Below are 17,741 nucleotides of genomic sequence, written 5' to 3'. Positions count from 1 at the left end.
GTGGCCTTTTTTACATCTGGCTCCTGAACCGTTCGGGTACCTGCTGGCGAAAGTTTTCTTTCTGCTCGGGCGGCACTGCCTTCAACCCCAATTGAAAGGCCGTCAAAGCCTTGGCCTCATCTCGCACAGATGGGTCAGCGTAGATGTTGCCCATTCTGAAATAGCCATCAGCCGCTTGCTCGGGCCACTTGGCGTTACGCAGTTCTAGCGAGCGAATGGCGAGACGCCAGTTATGTGTTTTGTAACCGATGGCGTAGCCGGTTTGAACCATGTCGTAGTCAAACCGCCCTTGATCGTATTGAGCGGTCAGTATGCGTACAGCTTGATCCTCATCGCCAGCGCGGCTCAGCAAAATAATTTCCAGTGTTCGCGTTGCTAGCGCATCCGGTTTGAGTCGCTGCACCTGCAGCAGGGCTTGCCGGGCCCGGTCAGGTTGGCCCACGTAGGAGTAGCCCATGGCCAGGCCGGTCCATATGGCTGTGACATGGGGGCGTGAGGCGGCCACCGATTCCAGAATCCAGATTGCATTTCCCCAGTCGCCATCAACCGACAGGGGCTCCGCCAATTCCGCCGTGAGCTTGCGGTAGTGGGGGTTGATGGCAATGCCTTCCCGAACGTCTTGCAGAAACCGGGATTTGCGATCTGCCCAAGAAGGGGTATCCGCGTGCGGAAGCTGCCTGAGCGAATTCGCGAGCAGGATAGCCTCCACCAGCTTGCGCTCCGCATGTGCTGCCTGAAAGGTGATATATCCCCCAAGCAATGTACAGCCGGTCAGCAAGGCAAGCATTGTCTGGGCGTAGACAGGTCGCCAGCGCAGGCTCGTGGCAAAAAACCGCTCCTGCTGGCCTAGGCGCACATCGGAATTCGCCAGAGTCGCCAACCCCAGCGCCAATAAGGCCCCGCAGCCCGCGAGATGCCACGGAAACCCGGCATTGCTCACAATTAGCAGCGCGAGCAAGCTTGCCAGCGTGAATGCCCGCAACGGGACTTCCTGAATATCATCGTCGCCTAGCTGCCAGGTTCGACCGGCGGCATGCAGTACATACGCCAACAAAAAAGCCAGCACCAAGCCGCCCACCAGCAAGCCGTATTCACTGAGTAATTGCAAGTACTCATTGTGGGCGTAGTAGTCAGTTTCTAGCGTGGTTGCTACATTCTGGTAGAGCGGAATCTGTACCTCCCAGGAGCCAGCCCCAACTCCCGTCAGAGGATTGGCCAGAATCATGCGAGCGGAAGCTTTCCACATGACCGAACGAATTGCGAACGAGCCTTCGGTGTACTCTTGAGGCGCCGCCATGGAAGCCGTGCGCAGAAAGCTGCGCTGCAACGCCGTGGTGCCGTTGTTTTCCAGGGTAACTTTCGGGTTGTTGCTGGGAACCGATCCCAGCACGCCGATCCCCAGCACCAGAGCTAGCCCGACCAGCGTCTGTTGGGCGCTGCCCCAGTGCATAAAAGCGAACTGCCGACGGTACCGGATTAGTGTGACCGTAAACACCGCGCACAGCACCAACAGTGCAATTAGCGCAGAGCGGGTTCCGGTCATCAGGATGGCCACGATATTGAATGCTGTGGATAGCGCCACCCAGCCCAGCCAGCGGGATGCGCGCATGGTGGCCAGCAGCAGTACAGAGAATGGCAACGCACATACGGCGTATTCGGCAAAGAAATTGCGGTTGACGAACGTGGATGCCGGGGCAGCACCTTGCGGGAAGAGGTCAAGATTCAGCCAGAACTGCAACGCTACCCATAGTGAGGCAACCAATGCGCCAGCATGTATGCCCCACGCCAGTTGTGGCAAGTTGTCGCGGGTCAGGGTATTTAAACCCAGCCACAGCAGCAGAGACAAAATGAACCAGCGGATCGCCTCCACACCCGCCAGATACGTGTGAGACCACACCATGCTGCCCAGCGCATACACCAGCAGCGCCACGGGTAACCACACCAGTCCGTGCCATAGCAATGGCGTGGTCCGGCTGCGCTGTTGCCAGATAAATACCAGCGCGGCGACCAGCACGCCAAAGGCCGCAATGGCCGACTTCAGGGTGTCCTGCAGCATGAGCTGGCTGGGTACACCCAGGGCGGGCAGCAGGAACATCATCCAGGCAAGGATTGTGACGGGCGTGTCCGCGGAATTGCGTCGGGAACACGTCTCTGGGGGTGCCGTCGGAGCGGCATCCCGGGGGGGGGGGGGGGCGCCTGCGTCAGCGGGTGTTTCAGATGGAAGGCGCATACTTTGGGTCATCTCTCAGCGTACATTCGGGCATGGTCCGGTATTGTCAGGGAGGGGCCCTATGCCGGGGAGGAGGCCGCAACGGTGAAACCATTGGCTGCGCGTGAAATTTTTCTGGAAATTGGCATTAAATGCAGCTTTATCCCGCATACGTATTGCGCCAGTAGCTATTAAAATAATAGCGAATCGATTCCCCGCCATGTCTTTGTCCAGTCCACAACACCGTTTCATCCGCCTCGGGCGGGGTCGCGGCGTGGGGCAGCAGGGGTTCACGCTGATTGAACTGGTCATGGTCATTGTGCTGGTGGGTGTGCTGGCGGTGGTGGTGGTGCCACGCATGGATATTTTCAATAGCGTCAATGAGGTGGGCTACCGCGACAAAGTTCGCGGTGCGCTTGAGTTCGCCCGCAAGGCGGCGGTGTCCGGGCGACGCAGCGTGCAAGTGACTCTGGCTGGCAACAACCTGACTTTTTCGGTCGATAACGTTGAAACGGGCGGCGTGGGTGCCGGCACCTACCCGCGGGATCTGACACTGCCAGCTGCAGACCGTACCTGCGGTGGAACAACCAACCAGGTGTGTGCACCGACGGGAGTTGCATTGGCCGGACCGGCCACGTTGGCGTTCAATCCCTTGGGGCAGCCTTCCGCGGGAGGGGTGTACACCGTGACGGGCACCGCTGCATGGACTATTACCGTGGAAGCCGAGACGGGTTATGTGCACTGACCGCACACATCGGCTTGCACCGCAGCAGAGTCAACAGGGCTTGACGCTGATCGAGTTGGTCATTTTCATCGTGATCGTTGCGGCCGCTTTGGCCGGAGTGCTTGCCGTTTTGAATGTCACCACCCGTTCCAGCGCCGACCCGATGATCCGCAAACAGATGCTGGCCATTGCAGAGGGCGTTCTGGAAGAAGTGCGCATGCAACCCTTTACTTGGTGCGATCCGGATGATGTCAACGCCGCCACCGCGACCAGTGCGGCGGGTTGTACCGGTGGAGCGGGAGGGGTCAATGACCAGTCGGCTACGGCACCGGGGACTGCTGCCACCGCACCCGGTACGACGGCGGAGACCCGTGGCAACGCCACCACGCCATTCGATAACGTGGCGGACTACAACGGCGCGGTCATCGTCACCAATATTGCGGGCGCTGCCTTGCCGGCTGGCTATGCGGCAGCGGTTGCTATCGTTCCAGAAGCGCTGGGTCCTGCCGCCGCCAGTGTTGCAGTGGGCGCCGCCTTGCGCATCAATGTCACGGTCAGCTACGGTGCCGATGCCCTGGTCCTGAGTGGCTACCGTGCCCGCTATGCACCCAACAACCTGCCCTGAACCTGCGATGCGCCGCCCGCTACTTTCCTCCCTCAGGCAACGCGGTTTCACGCTGCTGGAGTCGGTCATTGTCATCGTCATCACCGGCATTTTGGCGACCATCGTGGCGGTTTTTATCCGCTCTCCGGTCGAGGGCTATCTGGCTTCTGTGCGCCGCGCTGAACTCACCGACCAGGCTGACATGGCCCTGCGCCGTATGTTGCGTGACGTGCGCCTGGCGCTGCCCAACAGTTTGCGGGTGACCACGGACGGGGGGGGCGTGAACTACATTGAATTCATCATGACTAGTGCGGGCGGGCGTTACCGCGATCCATCGGATGGTTCCACGGCTGGTAACTTCCTGAGCTTTACCGATAACGCCCAGCTTGCGTTCGATGTGCTGGGCGCCATGCCCAACAATCCTGCCATTGCGGTGGGTGACTACATCGTGGTCTACAACCTGGGCCCAGGGTATGCGCCGGCCAACGCCTATGTGGCCGCAGACCTCTGCGGGGCGTGCAACCGTGCGAAAGTGGCCGCTATTGCCGGCAACGTCGTTACCTTGGCCTCCAATCCATTTGCCGGTCAGAGTCCGCCGCTGCCATCGCCCGATGGGCGTTTCCAGGTCGTTCCCGGTGGTGTTCGGGCGGTGACCTATGCCTGCCCCACGGCGGCGGCGGGTGCCGGGAATCTGTCGCGCTATGCCAACTACGGTTTTGTCGCCGCACAACCCACGCCTCCCGCCATCGCCCCCGCTTTGCTGGCGGTCGGGAACGCCACCTGCACGGTGAACTACGCGCCGGGGGTATTGGGGCGCAGCGGCCTGCTATATGTGCAATTGACACTCAGTGCCGGCGTGGGTGCGAATGCTGAAAGCGTCACGCTGTTTCAGCAAATTCATGTGGACAATTCGCCATGAAGCTCTCGTCCACCCTGCGCAGTCAGCTACAAAAAGCAGAGCGTGGTTTTGCCATCGTCTCGGCGCTATTCATTGTGGTAGTGCTTGCGGCGCTGGGAGCGTTCATTCTGAGCGTGTCCACCAACCAGCAAGTGGGCTCCGCGCTGGATGTGCAAGGTGCACGCGCCTACGAGGCCGCGCGCAGTGGCGTGGAGTGGGGCTTGTACCGGGTACAGGCTACCCCGGCTTACAACTTCAGTTACGGCACGCCGGTGGTTGCAGTCAACAGCGCAAACCCCAACGCGCGGGTGTGCCCCGCATCACCTACCAGTTATGTTCCGGCAGCGCCTGTTCTCAGTGGGTTTACCGTAACGGTTACGTGTGTGGCTACGGTGGATGGAAATGGTGGCCCCACGTCTTTCGTAGTGGAAGCCACCGCCTGCAATCAGCCATTTGCCGGCGCATGTCCCAATACGACCAATCCCGGCGGCAATTACGTCGAGCGGCGACTGGCTGTGAGTTTCTAAAAAGGAAGATTGACCATGCATTGTGTCTGGCGCCCATGGATTCTGACCTTGCGGGTACTGCTGGTGCTGGGCGTCATGGCCGCCGCCAGCGTTGCGCAAGCCGTGACCTTTACGGCGTTCCCGTCAGCCTGCACCAACGTTACCGGTGTTGGATCCAGGGCTTGGTCCAACCCCTCCAGAGCGAGGACGACCGATGCTTCGTATGCCACGACGGCGCTGTCCAGTGGCAACAACAGCAACTATCTCCAGTGCACAAATTACGGGTTCTCTATTCCCGCCACCGCCACCATCACCGGCATTCGGGTCAATGTAACGCGCAAGATCGGAAGTGGAGGAGCCAGGGATCTGGATGTGCTGATCATCAAGGGCGGCACCGTCAGCACGGCGGTGGATCGTGCGACCACCACCGCCTACACCACGAGCGATGTGAACGAAGACCACGGCGGCAGCGCTGATTTATGGGGTTTGAGCTGGACGGTGGCGGACATCAATGCCGCCGATTTTGGTGTTGCCTTTGCCGCACAGCGTACTTCAGGTAGCCCGACCGTCAGCGTGGACTCCATCAGTATCACCGTTGCCTACACCTTGCCCTGTACGCCGCCGAGCAACACGCCTGCCGATGTGACCTTGACCTGTGTCTGTGACAACTTCAACCGTGCGACGCTCAATCCATCCACTATCTTCAATTCCAACTGGGTGGTTTCCACGTCCGACAGCACGGGGGTTGTGCCATCCATCGTAGACAACGGTTTTCTGCGTTTGACCGAGAACACTGGAAACAACGCCAAGGCCGCCACGGTACCGGGCATTTTCCCGGCAGCCGCCAATTACATCTCGGTGGAATTTCAACCCTATGCCTACAGTGGCTCGGGTGCAGATGGCATGGCGGTGACGCTGTCGGACTATTCGGTCCCTCCGGTGCCCGGGGCATTTGGTGGTTCACTGGGGTATGCGCAGAAAACGGGCATCAACGGGTTCGCGGGTGGGTGGATTGGGGTCGCCCTGGATGAGTTTGGCAATTACCAGAATCCTACCGAGGGGCGCGTGGGTGGGCCTGGTTCTCTGCCAGAGACTGTGGCAGTGCGCGGCTCCGGTTCGGGCACGACCGGCTACCCCTGGCTGCAAGGCAATACTTCAGCGCTGTCGCCGGCTATTGACAACCCGGCGTCCACAGTGCCTGCCCCTGACATTCTTTACCAGGTGATCGTGGATGCGCGCAATGCAGCCAGCGCCACCCCGCAAACCCTGATTGCTGTAAACCGGGATACGACGGGCACCTCCACCAGCTACAGTTCGGTGATTCCTTCGTTTGATGCCTTCGCACGGGCCACGGCGCTGGGGTACACCCAGGCTGCCGTGCCAGCCAACTGGCAGATTTCTTTTACCGGCTCCACGGGTGGATCCACCAACATCCACGAGTTGGGTTCTTTGCGGATCTGTGCGCAGACGGTTGCGCCGACCTCTGGCGGCGTGGCTACCGGCTTTAGCGCCATTGATGAGGCCTACGGTACGCCGCCCTCGGTGGCTGTGCAAAACTACCTGACGGGCACCATCTACACCAAGCTGGTCAATACGGCCTTCAAGCTCAACATCGCGGCGCTCAACAACAACCAGATCCAGACCACTTATGCTGCGGGGAGCAACAAGTCGGTTACGGTCAAACTGGTGGACAACAGCGACGGCGCTTGCGTGCTCAATAGTGCCCAGGCCAACTACTGCAGCGCTGCTTGCAAGGCAAAGTCTGCGGTTGCGGGCGGCACGCAGACCTTGACCTATGCTGCGTCCAACGCAGGGCAGCAGCAGACTGCGGCGTTCACCCTGACGGCACCCTATAAAAATTTGGCGGTGCTCGTGGGTGACGGTACAACCACTGCCTGTTCTACCGATGCCTTCTCTGTACGTCCCCTCAGTTTTACGGGTGTCAGTACCTCAGGAGTCGGCACTACGGCCAACAACACTGCGTTGACCGGGGCACCGTCCTTTCGCGCAGGAACCGATGCGTTCGTGTTGACGGCGGCGACGGGGCTTGCTGGCTACACCGGCACACCCAAAATCAACACAACCGGCATGTCCGCTGACGGAACCGGATGGGTCGTGGGGGCTTTTACGCCGTCGGCTTTTTCCGGCGCAGACACGGCAACCGGAGCTGCCAGTACCAGTTTCGTGTATGGGGAGGTCGGTCATTTCAGTTTTCGGGGAGTGGCCCCTTGCGTTACAGCGGGCAATCCTTCGGGATGCAGCGATACCAGTGTGCGCGGCATCTACGACAACGACTGGACCGCAGTAGACAGCGGTGCCACGGGGGACTGTGTGGCCGGGAGTTACAGCAATACCAAAAGTGCTTCCGGAAAATACGGCTGTCTATTTGGGTTGCAATCCAATTCGGGCAATTTTGGGCGCTTTCGGCCCGATCACTACACGGTGGTGTCGGGCTCCGTAGTATCTTCTTGTACGGCGGGCGCCAATAGTTTTACCTACATGGGGCAATCGGCCATGAACGTGGCCTTTGTAGTGGAGGCGCGCAACGGATCGAACGCCATAACTACCAATTACTCAAACTCGGCGGCGATGACGCCCGTCTACCCGGTTGGTGCCCCCGCATTGGTCGCGGAAGACCAGGCGGGTGCAAATCTGGGTTGCGATCTGGGGTCTCGCATTAGCGCGCTGCCCAGCGTGAAGTGGATCGGAGGCAGTTACACCGTGGCATCGACCGCCACCAGTTTTTCGCGCCCAACCGGTGTGCCAGCCGCTCTCGATATTTCCACCGCCGCCACCTGCGCCGCCAATAGTGCCCAAGTGGCCGGTCCTTTCTGGAATCTGGACGTGGGTGTGCGCCTGGTGGATGCCGATGGCGTTGGTTTGAACACCAGTGGCACGAATGGGGCCGACATGAACGCCAGCAGCAGCACGGCATGCAGTGGTTCGGGCTGCGATGCCCGCAAGATTGGCACTACGGCACAGATCCTGGGGCGCCTGCACCTGTTCAATGCCTATGGCTCGGAGTTGCTGCCCATTCTGGTGCCGGTGCGTGCCGAGTACTTCAATGCGGGTGTCTGGACGCTCAACTCCAATGACGCATGTACAGCACTTTCCGCCGGGTCGGTTGCCTTGGGGAATGCTACACCGGCTTATGGATCCAGCCTTGCCGTGTCCGCCCCGCCCACCGGGGTTGCTGTTGTGCCATCGACTACGTTGACGGGAGGCGTCGCCAGTTTGCGCATTACCCCCAGCGCCAAAGGTGCGGGCAGCGTAGATTTGGCGTTCAATCTGGGCAATGGTGTGACAGGCAGCAACTGGTGCGGAACCTGGGCTGCGGCGCCCTCGGGAGGTGCGACCCCCAGCCCTGACCTGAGCTATTTGTCCGGCAACTGGTGCGGTACCGCGAGCGACCGCGTGCCCAACGCCCGCATCCGGTTTGGCGCGTCTAAGGCGCCCTATATTTATCTGCGGGAACGGTATTAAGGCCGCGTCCAGTGTGACTTTCTGCAGCTTCTGCCCAGAATGGGCCTGTTCTCGGTCGCGGTGTGGAGAAAACGTTCGAATTTGTTGGAAAATGGCGCGTAGCGCTGCTGATCAATGCCATGATTGCACAGGTAGCTACTAAAACGAGAGCAGACGTTTCTATCGCCCCCCTTTTCATGATTGAAGTACGTACCTTTGACCATCCGTTGAACCCGCAGGAGCGACGCTGACCATGCGTTGGCCCTGGAAACGCGCCGCTTCGCAAGACCAGCTGGTCGTGTCCTGGTCGGACAAGACGCTGGCGTATGTGCGGGCGCGGGCGGGTGCGGGCGGTGGGGTGGAGGTTCTGCAGATGGGGGTGGAGCGCCAGGGCGCGGACGGGCTGGATGCCTTGGTGCACCGGCTGCAGGCGCTGGGGCTCAAGGGCCTGCAAGCCAGGGTGATGCTGCGCCCCGAGCAGTACCAGATCCTGCAGATTGATGTGCCTCCGGTAGCCCCCGAGGAATTGCGTTCTGCTGCGCGGTTCCAGATCCGCGACATGGTGGAAGCCCATATCGACGACATCACGCTGGACGTGATGCGCGTCGGGGACGGGCAGCAAAAAGGAACACCCCACCTGTTTGTCGTGGCCGCTGCCACGGCCCGGGTGCGCGAGGTGCTGGACTTGGGCGAGGCCCTGCACTGGGCGGTCTCGGTGATCGACATCCAGGAAACGGCCCAGCGCAACCTGCAAACGCTGCTGGCCCGGCGCGACGGGCGCCTGGAGCGTGCCGACGCGACCCTGCTGGTTGCCGGCGACCACCAGGCGGTGCTCACCATCAGTGCCAACGAAGAATTGTTCTACACCCGCCGGTTGGAGCTGCCCCAGGGGTTCATGGACATGTCCTGGGGACAGGGCGCTGGCGGGCTTGCTCCATCGTCCAGCGCGTTCACGCCGGTCGATGAGTACGTGCCCGACTACAACGTGGGCGGGGTGTCGTACGGAAATGACTACACCGTTGCCCCGGCCGCGCCCGAGGAGGGGCCAGGGGACCAGGGCGATGCCGAACGGTCGCAGCGCTTCGTGGTCGAGGTGCAGCGCTCCCTGGATTTGTGGGACCGCTCCTGGTCGCACATGCCGCTGGCGGGCCTGCGGGTTTCCGCCGGCGCGCGCTCGGTCGAACTGGCCGCATGGCTGGCGCGCGAAATGGGGCTGCCGGTATCGGCCATGGACCTGGGCGCCCACTTTCACGGGTTGCCGGCCGTGGCGGACGCCGACCAGGCGTACTGCTTGCCCTTGTTGGGTGTGCTGCTGCGCACCGAAAGCCGGGAGCTCTGATTCACCATGCCCCAGCAAATCAACCTTTGTACGCCGATCCTGCTGACGCAGAAGCGTTACTTTTCTGCGCAGACCATGGTGATAGCGTTGGGCGTTTTCGTGGTGCTGGGCGGTCTGCTGTGCGGCGTGTGGGTCTGGAACCTGGAGCGCGCCAGCGGGGGCTTTCGCCAGACCATGGACACCCAGGCGGGTGAAATCGACAGTCTGAAGGCCGCCATTGCGCGCAGCCGGGCCAGCGCCGGCCCAGCTGACGCGGCGCTGCTGGCCCGGCTGAAGGATCAGCGCGGCGTGCTCGCACAACGCGAACAGCTGCTGGAGGCTTTGCAGCAGGGGCTGCTGCGTCCGGGCGAGGGGCACTCTGACCGCCTGCAGTGGGTGGCGCGCAGTATTCCGTCTCCCGTATGGATTACCGCTGTGCGCCTGGAGGGGGCCCGGTTTGAGGTGGCGGGTTACACGCTGGAGCCCGCCGCGCTCAACGACTGGGTGGCCGGGCTGGCGGGTAGTCCCTTGATGGCAGGCCTCAAGTTGGCCACGGTGCAGGTGGAGAGCGCCACGGCGGCACCCGTGCGCACACCCGGGGCGCCAGCCTCGGCGCCGGTGGCGCCATCGCGCCCGGTGTGGTCGTTTCATCTGGTCAGTGCGACCCCCGCGGCGCTGGCCAGCGGAACGGTTGCAGTGGGGAGTCAGCCATGATGCCCATGGTCCGGCAATGGTGGCAGCGCCAGGCGGTGCGCATCGACGCCCTGAGTCTGCGCGAGCGCGTCTTCCTGTTCGTCTCGGCGATTGTCTGTTGCCTGGCGTTGGCCGACACGCTGTGGCTGTCGCCCGCGCAGCTGGCCCACCAGCAGGTGACGCAGCGATTTACCGCCCAGGGTGCCGAATTGAGCCGCCTGCGCGAGGAGCTCAAGGGCACGGCGCACCCGGTGGACGCCAGTCAGACCGTGCGCGATGAAATGGCGGCCATCCGGACGCGCCTGGATGCGGTCAACCACGATATCCAGCAGGTAGCCCCCCAGGCGGAGGGCGGTCCGGCGCTGGAGCAGGTGCTAGTGCAGTTCCTGCGCCGCCAGCCTGGGCTCACCCTGCTGAGTGCAGGCACCCTGAAGCCCGAGGCAGCCGGCGCGCCGGTAGGCGGTGCCGCCCCCGTCGGCCTGTCCAGGCGTGGGATCGAATTGAAGGTGGCCGGCCCCTACCCGGAGTTGGTCCGCTATGTCCGAACCCTGGAGAACGCGCTTCCGGCCTTGCGCTGGGGCACTCTGCAACTCAAGAGCGAGCAGCAACCGCCCGAGTTGACTCTGCAGGTGTACGTGGTGGGAGTGCCCGCGCAATGAACAAGACGTCTATGCAAGTGGGCGGCGCGGTTTTTGCGCTGCTGTTGTGCCTGCCGCTGGCTGCCCAGGAGGCGCGCGATCCTACCTTGGCGCCGCCCGAAGCCGGCGCCGCGGCGGGGGGCACCGCACCGGCCTCGCCGCTGGGCGGGGAGGGTATGGCCGTGGTGGTGCGCAACGGCAAACCGTTCCTGGTGGTGGGGACCCGGCTGTACGCTCCCGGACAGAAGGTCGGACAGCTGCGCGTCGAGCGCATCACGGAAACGGAAGTCTGGTTGCGCGAGGGGGGCGAGTTGCGCAAAGTACCGCGCTTTGCCGGCATCCAGCGCAGCGTAGCCAAGGGCGCGCCGCTGTGCGGAAAGCGGGAGCCCCGGAAGGCCAAGACGCCACCCAAGGCGAAAGCTGGCCAGCCCTCCACCAAATCCCCTATTGCGCCTGCCGTCGCGCCGTGCGAAAGTGCCCAACCGTGAAGCCCATGCCCATGATCTCCAAAGCCGTCCCCATGATTGAACTGTTGCGCACCGATGCGGCGGGCCGCGTCACTGCCCGTGCCCCCGCGATCAGCGCCAGCGTGTGCCTGCTGGTGGCAACTGGTTTGCTGACGGGGTGTGCGGCCGAACGGCATTTGAAAACCTCCGATGTCACCACCACCGTGCGCGCCGATCTGGCGGCGCCGGAGGCCAAGCTTGTTGCTGGGGTGCCGGCACGGGTGAGCGAGGCGCTGGCCGAGCCGGCCCTGCCGGCCGTGCCGGTGCCTGCCGAGCCGCGGCTGGACTTGCTGGTCAACAATGCACAGGCCCGCGATGTATTCCTGGCCATCGTGGCCGACACACGCTACAGCATGCTGATGCACCCCGACGTCAGTGGCACGCTGTCGGTCACCCTGCGCGGCGTGACGGTGACCGAGGCGCTGGAGTCCATTCGTGACGTCTATGGCTATGACTTCAAGATGGAAGGGCGGCGTATCACCATTTACGCACCCACCCTGCAGACCCGGGTGTTCACCATCAACTACCCCACTTCCCAGCGCACCGGCAACAGCGAGTTGCGGGTGTCCTCGGGCGCCGGGCAGCAGACCACCAGCGGCGGCGCGGCCGCCACCGGCACGACGCCGGCAGCGGGTGGCAGCACCCAGCAGCCGGAAAGCAGCCGGGTCGCCACGTCGTCCAAGAGTGATTTCTGGGCTGAACTGACCGGTGCCGTGCGTGGCTTGGTGGGTGAGGGGCCGGGGCGCAGCGTCATCACCAGCCCGCAGGCTGGCATCATGGCCGTGCGCGCCATGCCGGAGGAGCTGCGGCAGGTCGACAAGTTCCTGAAGGCGGCGCAAATTGCGGTGGAACGCCAGGTCATGCTGGAGGCCAAGGTGGTCGAGGTTGAGTTGCGTGATGGCTTCCAGAGCGGGGTCAACTGGGGCGCTTTCAACAACGATGGCACCACTACCGTGGCCGCCGGGGTACTGGGCAGCGGCGTAGCCAACACCAATGCCCTGCTGCAGGGCGGCAACACGGTGCTGCCGGGCGTGGTGTCCGTGCCCTCCGTGGCCACCGGTGGTGGCCTGTTCGGCCTGGCCTTGGCCACCACGCAGTTCGGAGCCGTCCTGGGCTTCCTGGAAACGCAGGGCGATGTGCAGACGCTGTCGAGCCCGCGCGTGGCCACGCTGAACAACCAGAAGGCGGTGCTCAAGGTGGGGACCGACGATTTCTACGTGACCAGCGTGACCGGCGGCACCGTGACCAGTGGCACCAGCACGGTGGCGGGCACGACCACTCTGCCTACCGTGTCGCTTACCCAGTTCTTCTCGGGCATTTCGCTGGACGTGACGCCCCAGGTGGACGACGGTGTCAATGTGACGCTGCACGTGCATCCGTCGGTGACCACGGTGACGGAAAAAACCAAGCAGGTGGACCTTGGTAGCGTGGGCAACTTCCGCCTGCCCCTGGCGTCCAGCAGCGTCAACGAAACCGACACCATGGTGCGCATTCCCGACGGCCGCATCGTCGCCATCGGCGGCCTGATGCAGATGGACTCCAGCCGCAATGCCTCCGGCCTGCCGGGCACGACGAGCATTCCGGTCCTGTCGTCGCTGTTCGGCAACAAGGCCGTCATGGGGCGCAAGAAAGAAGTGATCGTGCTGATCAAGCCTACCATCATCCGCACGGCGGACGACTGGGAGGCACAGAACCGGCGCGTGCGTTCGGCACTGGACGACATGGATGCCACCCGGGCGCGCGTGATCCGCATGGATGGCAGCGGGGACCGGGCCGCCTCCGACAGTCTGGCGAAGTAATGTACCGGGGGTATTTTTCGCTGCGCGAGGCCCCGTTCTCGATCACGCCGGACACCGCGTTCTTCTACCCCCACGAGAGTGCCCAGGCGGCGCTCAACACCCTGCTGGTGGCGCTGCGCAGCGGCGAAGGGTTTTTGAAGATCGTGGGCGAAGTGGGCTGCGGCAAGACGGTGCTGTGTCGCCAGCTGCTCAATACGCTGCAGGCCGAGTGTGTGACGGCCTACATTCCTAACCCCGATATGGGCCCCGACGACCTGCTGATGGCGCTGGCGCTGGAGCTCAACATCAAGCTGACGCCGCCCATCAGCCGCCACAGCGTGCACAACGCCCTGCGCGACTGCCTGTTGCGCCACGCCGAGGCCGGCCGCAACGTGGTGGTCTGCATCGACGAAGCGCAGGCCATTCCGCTGCGCACGGTGGAGAGCCTGCGCCTGCTCTCCAATCTGGAGACGGAGAAACGCAAGCTGCTGCAATTGGTGTTGCTGGGCCAGCCGGAGCTCGATGCCAAGCTGGCTCGCCCGGAAATCCGCCAGCTGCTGCAGCGCATTACCTTCAGCGAGTACCTGGGCCCCATGCGCAGCGACCGCGTGCCGCTATACCTGGTGCACCGCCTGGCCACGGCGGCCATCGACGGTAACACCGATATCCAGCTCTTTGAGCCTGCCGCAGCCCGTGCCATTGCCCGCTACAGCGGCGGGGTGCCGCGCCTGGTCAATGTGCTGGCGCACAAATGCCTGATGCTGGCCTTTGGCGAGAACGTGCACCGCGTCACCCTGGCGCACGTGCAGCTGGCAGCCAGGGACACGCCCGGTGTGCAGCCCTCCGTTGCGTGGTGGCGTCGCTGGTGGCCTGCGGGGCGTTCGCGCCCTGCGGTGTTGGACCGAGATTCAGGGAGCAAGCTGTGAGTGTGATCAACAAGATGCTGCGCGATCTGGACCAGCGGCAGGCGGCCAACCGGGCGGCCTCCTCCGTGCCCGTGGCGCAGCCGCAAACGGCGTTGCGCCGGGGGACGGCCAGTGTTGCCCCGTCCGCCGTGCCTGCTGCGTCCGGCGCCCGCCGGGTTGGCTGGCTGGTGGGCCTGGGCAGCGTGGCGGCACTGGCCGTTGCCGGGTGGTGGTGGCAGACCGCCGGCACGCCTGCGACCCGTGCGCCGGCGGTGGCTGTTGCGCCTGCGCCGGCGGCCGTGGTGGCGCCGGTTCCGGTGCCGGCTGCATCGGTACCTGTTGCCGCGCCGGAGGTGGTGCCGGTCGCGGTGGCACCCGTGTCGCAGGCACCAACCCAGGCACCAGCGCCCGCGGTGCAAGCACCGCCGGCCGCCAGACCGCTGGCGGCCTTAGCCCCCACGGCCGTGGACACCCCGCCTGCCGTGGCCCGTGCCAAAGTTGTACCGGCTACGCCCGCCGCACCCATCGCCTTGCGCATGGAATCGGCGTTGACACCGCGCAAGGGCGTCGGCAGTGCCCAGTCCGTGCCGGCAGCCGTGGCTCCCGCGGCGACCGCACCCGAGAGCGTCCCCATGGCGCAGCGCCAGCAGCAGGCGGGCGGTGATGCCATCGCCCAGGCGCAAAGCCTGTGGAACACGGGATCGCGCGATGCCGCCATTGACCTGATGCAGCAATCGGTGGCGGCTGCGGAACGTGCGGCGAAAACCGGTGCCCATCCGGGCAGTGCGGCGGGCGGCACCCCGCTGCTGCTTCTGTTGGTGCGGGAAATGGCCCGCATGCAGATGGCGGAAGCCCGTTTCGGCGCCGTGTGGGAGGGGCTCACCCGGCTGGAACCCCTGTTGGGCAATCAGCCTGATTTATGGGCCATTCGCGCCAATGCCGCGCAACGCCTGGGGCGTCACCAGGATAGCGTGCACGCTTACATGATGGCCTTGCAGTCCCGCCCCAACGAGCAGCGCTGGATGCTGGGCGCGGCCGTGTCCCTGGCCGCACTGGGCCAGACGAACAGCGCGGCCGACATGGCCGAGCGGGCGCGTGCTGTCGGCCCCATCAGCCGCGATGTGCTGGCCTACCTGCGCCAGATGGGCGTCCCGGTTAAGGAGCAATAAGGCCGTTGGAGCCCGTATCTGCTGCGCAAATAGCTATGCATTTTGTAGCAATCAGAGCGGCCGGTGCAGGGTTCGGCGGTATTGCATGGCCTCGGCCACATGGCTGACCTGGGTATGGGAGGAGCCCGCCAGGTCGGCGATGGTGCGCGCCACTTTCAGGGCCCGGTGGGTGCTGCGGGCCGACCAGCCCAACCGGGTCGCGGCCACGTTCAGGAACTGGGTGGCGTCGTGGTCGAGCAGCAGGTGGTGGTCCAGCGCCTGGCCCTGCAAGGCCTGGTTGGCGTGTCCTTGGCGTTCCAGCGCCCGTTGGCGGGCGGCGGTGCAGCGCAGGCGGATGTTCTCGGTGGCTTCGCCTGCCGGGGCGTGCAGCAAATCGGTGCTGGGCAAGGCGGGCACCTCCACATGCAGGTCGATGCGGTCCATCAACGGTCCGCTGAGCTTGGACTGGTAGCGGTGGATCTGGTCGGGCGTGCAGCGGCAGGCGTGGGTAGCCGAGCCCAGGTAGCCGCAGGGGCAGGGGTTCATGGCGCCGATGAGCTGGAAGCGCGCCGGGAACTCGGCGCGCCGCGCTGCGCGGGAAATGGTGATGCAACCGGTCTCCAGCGGTTCCCGCAGGGCTTCCAGGGCGGCGCGGGGAAATTCGGGCATTTCGTCCAGGAACAGGACCCCGTGGTGGGCCAGCGAAATTTCGCCGGGGCGCGGCGGCGAGCCTCCGCCCACCAGTGCCACGGCACTGGCGGAATGGTGCGGACTGCAGGTGGGGCGCTGCCCCCAGCTCTCCATGGAAAAGCGCCCGCTCAGGGAACGGATGGCGGCACTTTGCAGCGCCTCATCGGTCGACAGCGGCGGTAGCAGCCCGGCGAAACGATGGGCCAGCATCGACTTGCCGGAACCTGGGGGCCCGACCATCAGCAGACTGTGCCCGCCAGCCGCAGCGATCTCGAGGGCGCGCTTGGCGCCCGCCTGTCCCTTGACGTCGGCCAGATCGGGTGAGTGCGCCCCGCGCGTGGGTGCCAGGCCGGCCACGCGGGTCCAGCCGTCGTCCTCCGGGGGCGCGTCCCCGGCTGGCTGGGCTGCGCCGGCGGGGACGAACTGGCGCACCACGTCCAGCAGGTGCCGGGCGCGGTAGACCTGCGCACCGGGGACCAGGGCCGCCTCTTCGGCGCTGCCGGGGGGCAGCACCAAGCGGGTGAGCACCCCGCCCGTGTGCAGGGCCAGCGCCGTGGCCAGTGCGCCCCGCACCGGGCGCAGTTCGCCCGACAGCGACAGCTCGCCGGCAAATTCGTAGCCCGCCAGCTGGGCGCTGTCGATCTGGCCGCTGGCGGCCAGGATGCCCAGCGCAATGGGCAGGTCCAACCGGCCTGAGTCTTTCGGCAGATCGGCCGGCGCCAAGTTCACTGTAATGCGCTGGTTGTGCGGAAAGGTCAGACCCGCGTTCTGGATGGCGCAGCGGACCCGCTCCCGGGCTTCCTTGACCTCCACGTCCGCCAGCCCCACCAGGGTGAAACTGGGCAGGCCGTTGGCCAGATGCACCTCGACGGTGACCTGGGCCGCTTCCAGCCCCAGCAGAGCCCGGCTCTGCACCAAAGATAAACCCATGGCAACGTCCTCCCAAAACAGTGCGCCAGCGCCCGCGGCGCGGCACGCGCAAGCACCACAGCGGTGCTAACTGTATTTTTGTACAGTTATCTTAACGCAGGCCGCGGTCATTGGTCCATAGCGGCAGGCGCACCCGGCGTGGTCAGGTTGGCACGGAGCGTGCTTAACCGAAGCATCTCCCGACATCCTGGAGAAGCAGAGCCGCCAGATCCGGTGCCTGCAACCCATTCTTTTCAAGCTGAGGTGAACACATGAAACTCGTAACGGCCATCATCAAACCGTTCAAGCTCGACGAGGTGCGAGAAGCCCTGTCGGGCATGGGCGTGCAGGGCATCACCGTCACCGAGGTCAAGGGCTTCGGGCGGCAAAAGGGCCATACGGAGCTCTACCGCGGTGCCGAATACGTGGTGGACTTTCTGCCCAAAGTCAAGATCGAGGCCGCCGTCGACGACAGCCTGGTGGACCGTGTCATCGAAGCCATCGAAGGCGCCGCCCGCACCGGAAAGATCGGCGACGGCAAGATTTTTGTCTACGACCTGGAGCAGGTCGTGCGCATCCGCACCGGCGAGACCGGCAATGAAGCGCTGTAACCCGAAAGAGAGCATCAACATGAAAAAACTGCTTGTATCCCTCGCCCTGGGTTGGGGCCTTCTGAGTGCCGGATCCCTGGCACTGGCGCAAACGGCCGCGCCCGCCGAGGCCCCCGTGGCCGCGGCTGCGGCGGCCGAAGCC

At 64.3% G+C, this 17,741-nt stretch carries 16 protein-coding genes; 14 read left to right on the top strand and 2 right to left on the bottom strand.

Annotated features, from left to right (window positions below):
* Nucleotides 1-10: 10 nt before the first annotated feature.
* The gene (locus AC1Q5W_RS10755) at nucleotides 11-2,098 is read right to left on the bottom strand and encodes an O-antigen ligase family protein (protein WP_492644651.1); all 2,088 of its coding nucleotides are present in this window, start codon (nucleotides 2,096-2,098) and stop codon (nucleotides 11-13) included.
* A gap of 331 nt (nucleotides 2,099-2,429) precedes the next feature.
* On the opposite strand from AC1Q5W_RS10755, the gene AC1Q5W_RS10750 reads away from it, so the two are divergent.
* The 13 genes from AC1Q5W_RS10750 (at nucleotide 2,430) to AC1Q5W_RS10690 (ending at nucleotide 15,410) form a co-directional block, all read left to right on the top strand.
* Nucleotides 2,430-2,954, top strand: a complete 525-nt coding sequence (locus AC1Q5W_RS10750) for a GspH/FimT family pseudopilin (protein ID WP_492644652.1) — start codon at nucleotides 2,430-2,432, stop codon at nucleotides 2,952-2,954.
* Nucleotides 2,944-3,558, top strand: coding sequence for a type IV pilus modification PilV family protein (locus tag AC1Q5W_RS10745; protein WP_492644653.1), 615 nt, complete (start codon nucleotides 2,944-2,946; stop codon nucleotides 3,556-3,558). The genes AC1Q5W_RS10750 and AC1Q5W_RS10745 overlap by 11 nt, the downstream gene beginning before the upstream one ends.
* Nucleotides 3,559-3,565: 7 nt before the next feature.
* Entirely contained in the window at nucleotides 3,566-4,456 is an 891-nt protein-coding gene (locus tag AC1Q5W_RS10740; RefSeq protein WP_492644654.1) for a type II secretion system protein, read from the top strand.
* Nucleotides 4,453-4,962 carry an agglutinin biogenesis protein MshP gene (locus AC1Q5W_RS10735; RefSeq protein ID WP_492644655.1) on the top strand — a complete coding sequence of 170 codons (510 nt, stop codon included), beginning with the start codon at nucleotides 4,453-4,455 and terminating at the stop codon, nucleotides 4,960-4,962. Before AC1Q5W_RS10740 ends, AC1Q5W_RS10735 begins: the two co-directional genes overlap by 4 nt.
* 75 nt (nucleotides 4,963-5,037) lie before the next feature.
* Entirely contained in the window at nucleotides 5,038-8,424 is a 3,387-nt protein-coding gene (locus AC1Q5W_RS10730) for a hypothetical protein (protein WP_492704164.1), read from the top strand.
* Between the two features lie 62 nt (nucleotides 8,425-8,486).
* Nucleotides 8,487-8,654 carry a hypothetical protein gene (locus AC1Q5W_RS10725; RefSeq protein ID WP_492644657.1) on the top strand — a complete coding sequence of 56 codons (168 nt, stop codon included), beginning with the start codon at nucleotides 8,487-8,489 and terminating at the stop codon, nucleotides 8,652-8,654.
* Nucleotides 8,655-8,656: 2 nt separating this feature from the next.
* Nucleotides 8,657-9,742: a hypothetical protein gene (locus tag AC1Q5W_RS10720; protein ID WP_492644658.1), complete on the top strand. Its 1,086-nt coding sequence runs from the start codon at nucleotides 8,657-8,659 to the stop codon at nucleotides 9,740-9,742.
* Nucleotides 9,743-9,748: 6 nt separating this feature from the next.
* Nucleotides 9,749-10,435, top strand: a complete 687-nt coding sequence (locus AC1Q5W_RS10715) for a PilN domain-containing protein (RefSeq protein WP_492644659.1) — start codon at nucleotides 9,749-9,751, stop codon at nucleotides 10,433-10,435.
* Nucleotides 10,432-11,073, top strand: a complete 642-nt coding sequence (locus tag AC1Q5W_RS10710; protein ID WP_492644660.1) for a type II secretion system protein M — start codon at nucleotides 10,432-10,434, stop codon at nucleotides 11,071-11,073. Before AC1Q5W_RS10715 ends, AC1Q5W_RS10710 begins: the two co-directional genes overlap by 4 nt.
* Nucleotides 11,070-11,540 (top strand): hypothetical protein, encoded by a 471-nt coding sequence (locus tag AC1Q5W_RS10705; RefSeq protein ID WP_492644661.1) that lies wholly within the window; start codon nucleotides 11,070-11,072, stop codon nucleotides 11,538-11,540. The genes AC1Q5W_RS10710 and AC1Q5W_RS10705 overlap by 4 nt, the downstream gene beginning before the upstream one ends.
* Before the next feature lie 11 nt (nucleotides 11,541-11,551).
* Nucleotides 11,552-13,357: a secretin GspD/PilQ domain-containing protein gene (locus tag AC1Q5W_RS10700; RefSeq protein WP_492644662.1), complete on the top strand. Its 1,806-nt coding sequence runs from the start codon at nucleotides 11,552-11,554 to the stop codon at nucleotides 13,355-13,357.
* Nucleotides 13,357-14,262: an ExeA family protein gene (locus AC1Q5W_RS10695; protein WP_492644663.1), complete on the top strand. Its 906-nt coding sequence runs from the start codon at nucleotides 13,357-13,359 to the stop codon at nucleotides 14,260-14,262. The genes AC1Q5W_RS10700 and AC1Q5W_RS10695 overlap by 1 nt, the downstream gene beginning before the upstream one ends.
* Entirely contained in the window at nucleotides 14,259-15,410 is a 1,152-nt protein-coding gene (locus AC1Q5W_RS10690) for a hypothetical protein (protein WP_492644664.1), read from the top strand. Before AC1Q5W_RS10695 ends, AC1Q5W_RS10690 begins: the two co-directional genes overlap by 4 nt.
* Nucleotides 15,411-15,461: 51 nt before the next feature.
* On the opposite strand, the gene AC1Q5W_RS10685 is transcribed toward AC1Q5W_RS10690, so the two are convergent.
* Entirely contained in the window at nucleotides 15,462-17,009 is a 1,548-nt protein-coding gene (locus tag AC1Q5W_RS10685) for a YifB family Mg chelatase-like AAA ATPase (protein WP_492644665.1), read from the bottom strand.
* Between the two features lie 251 nt (nucleotides 17,010-17,260).
* On the opposite strand from AC1Q5W_RS10685, the gene glnK reads away from it, so the two are divergent.
* Nucleotides 17,261-17,599 (top strand): P-II family nitrogen regulator, encoded by a 339-nt coding sequence (glnK, locus tag AC1Q5W_RS10680; RefSeq protein ID WP_492644666.1) that lies wholly within the window; start codon nucleotides 17,261-17,263, stop codon nucleotides 17,597-17,599.
* Nucleotides 17,600-17,741: the final 142 nt, after the last annotated feature.

This window comes from Rhodoferax sp. MLSD5-FHT05B10, assembly GCF_058793415.1.
Note: the sequence above shows the minus strand (reverse complement) of the source record. Positions and strands in the feature narration are given on the sequence as shown.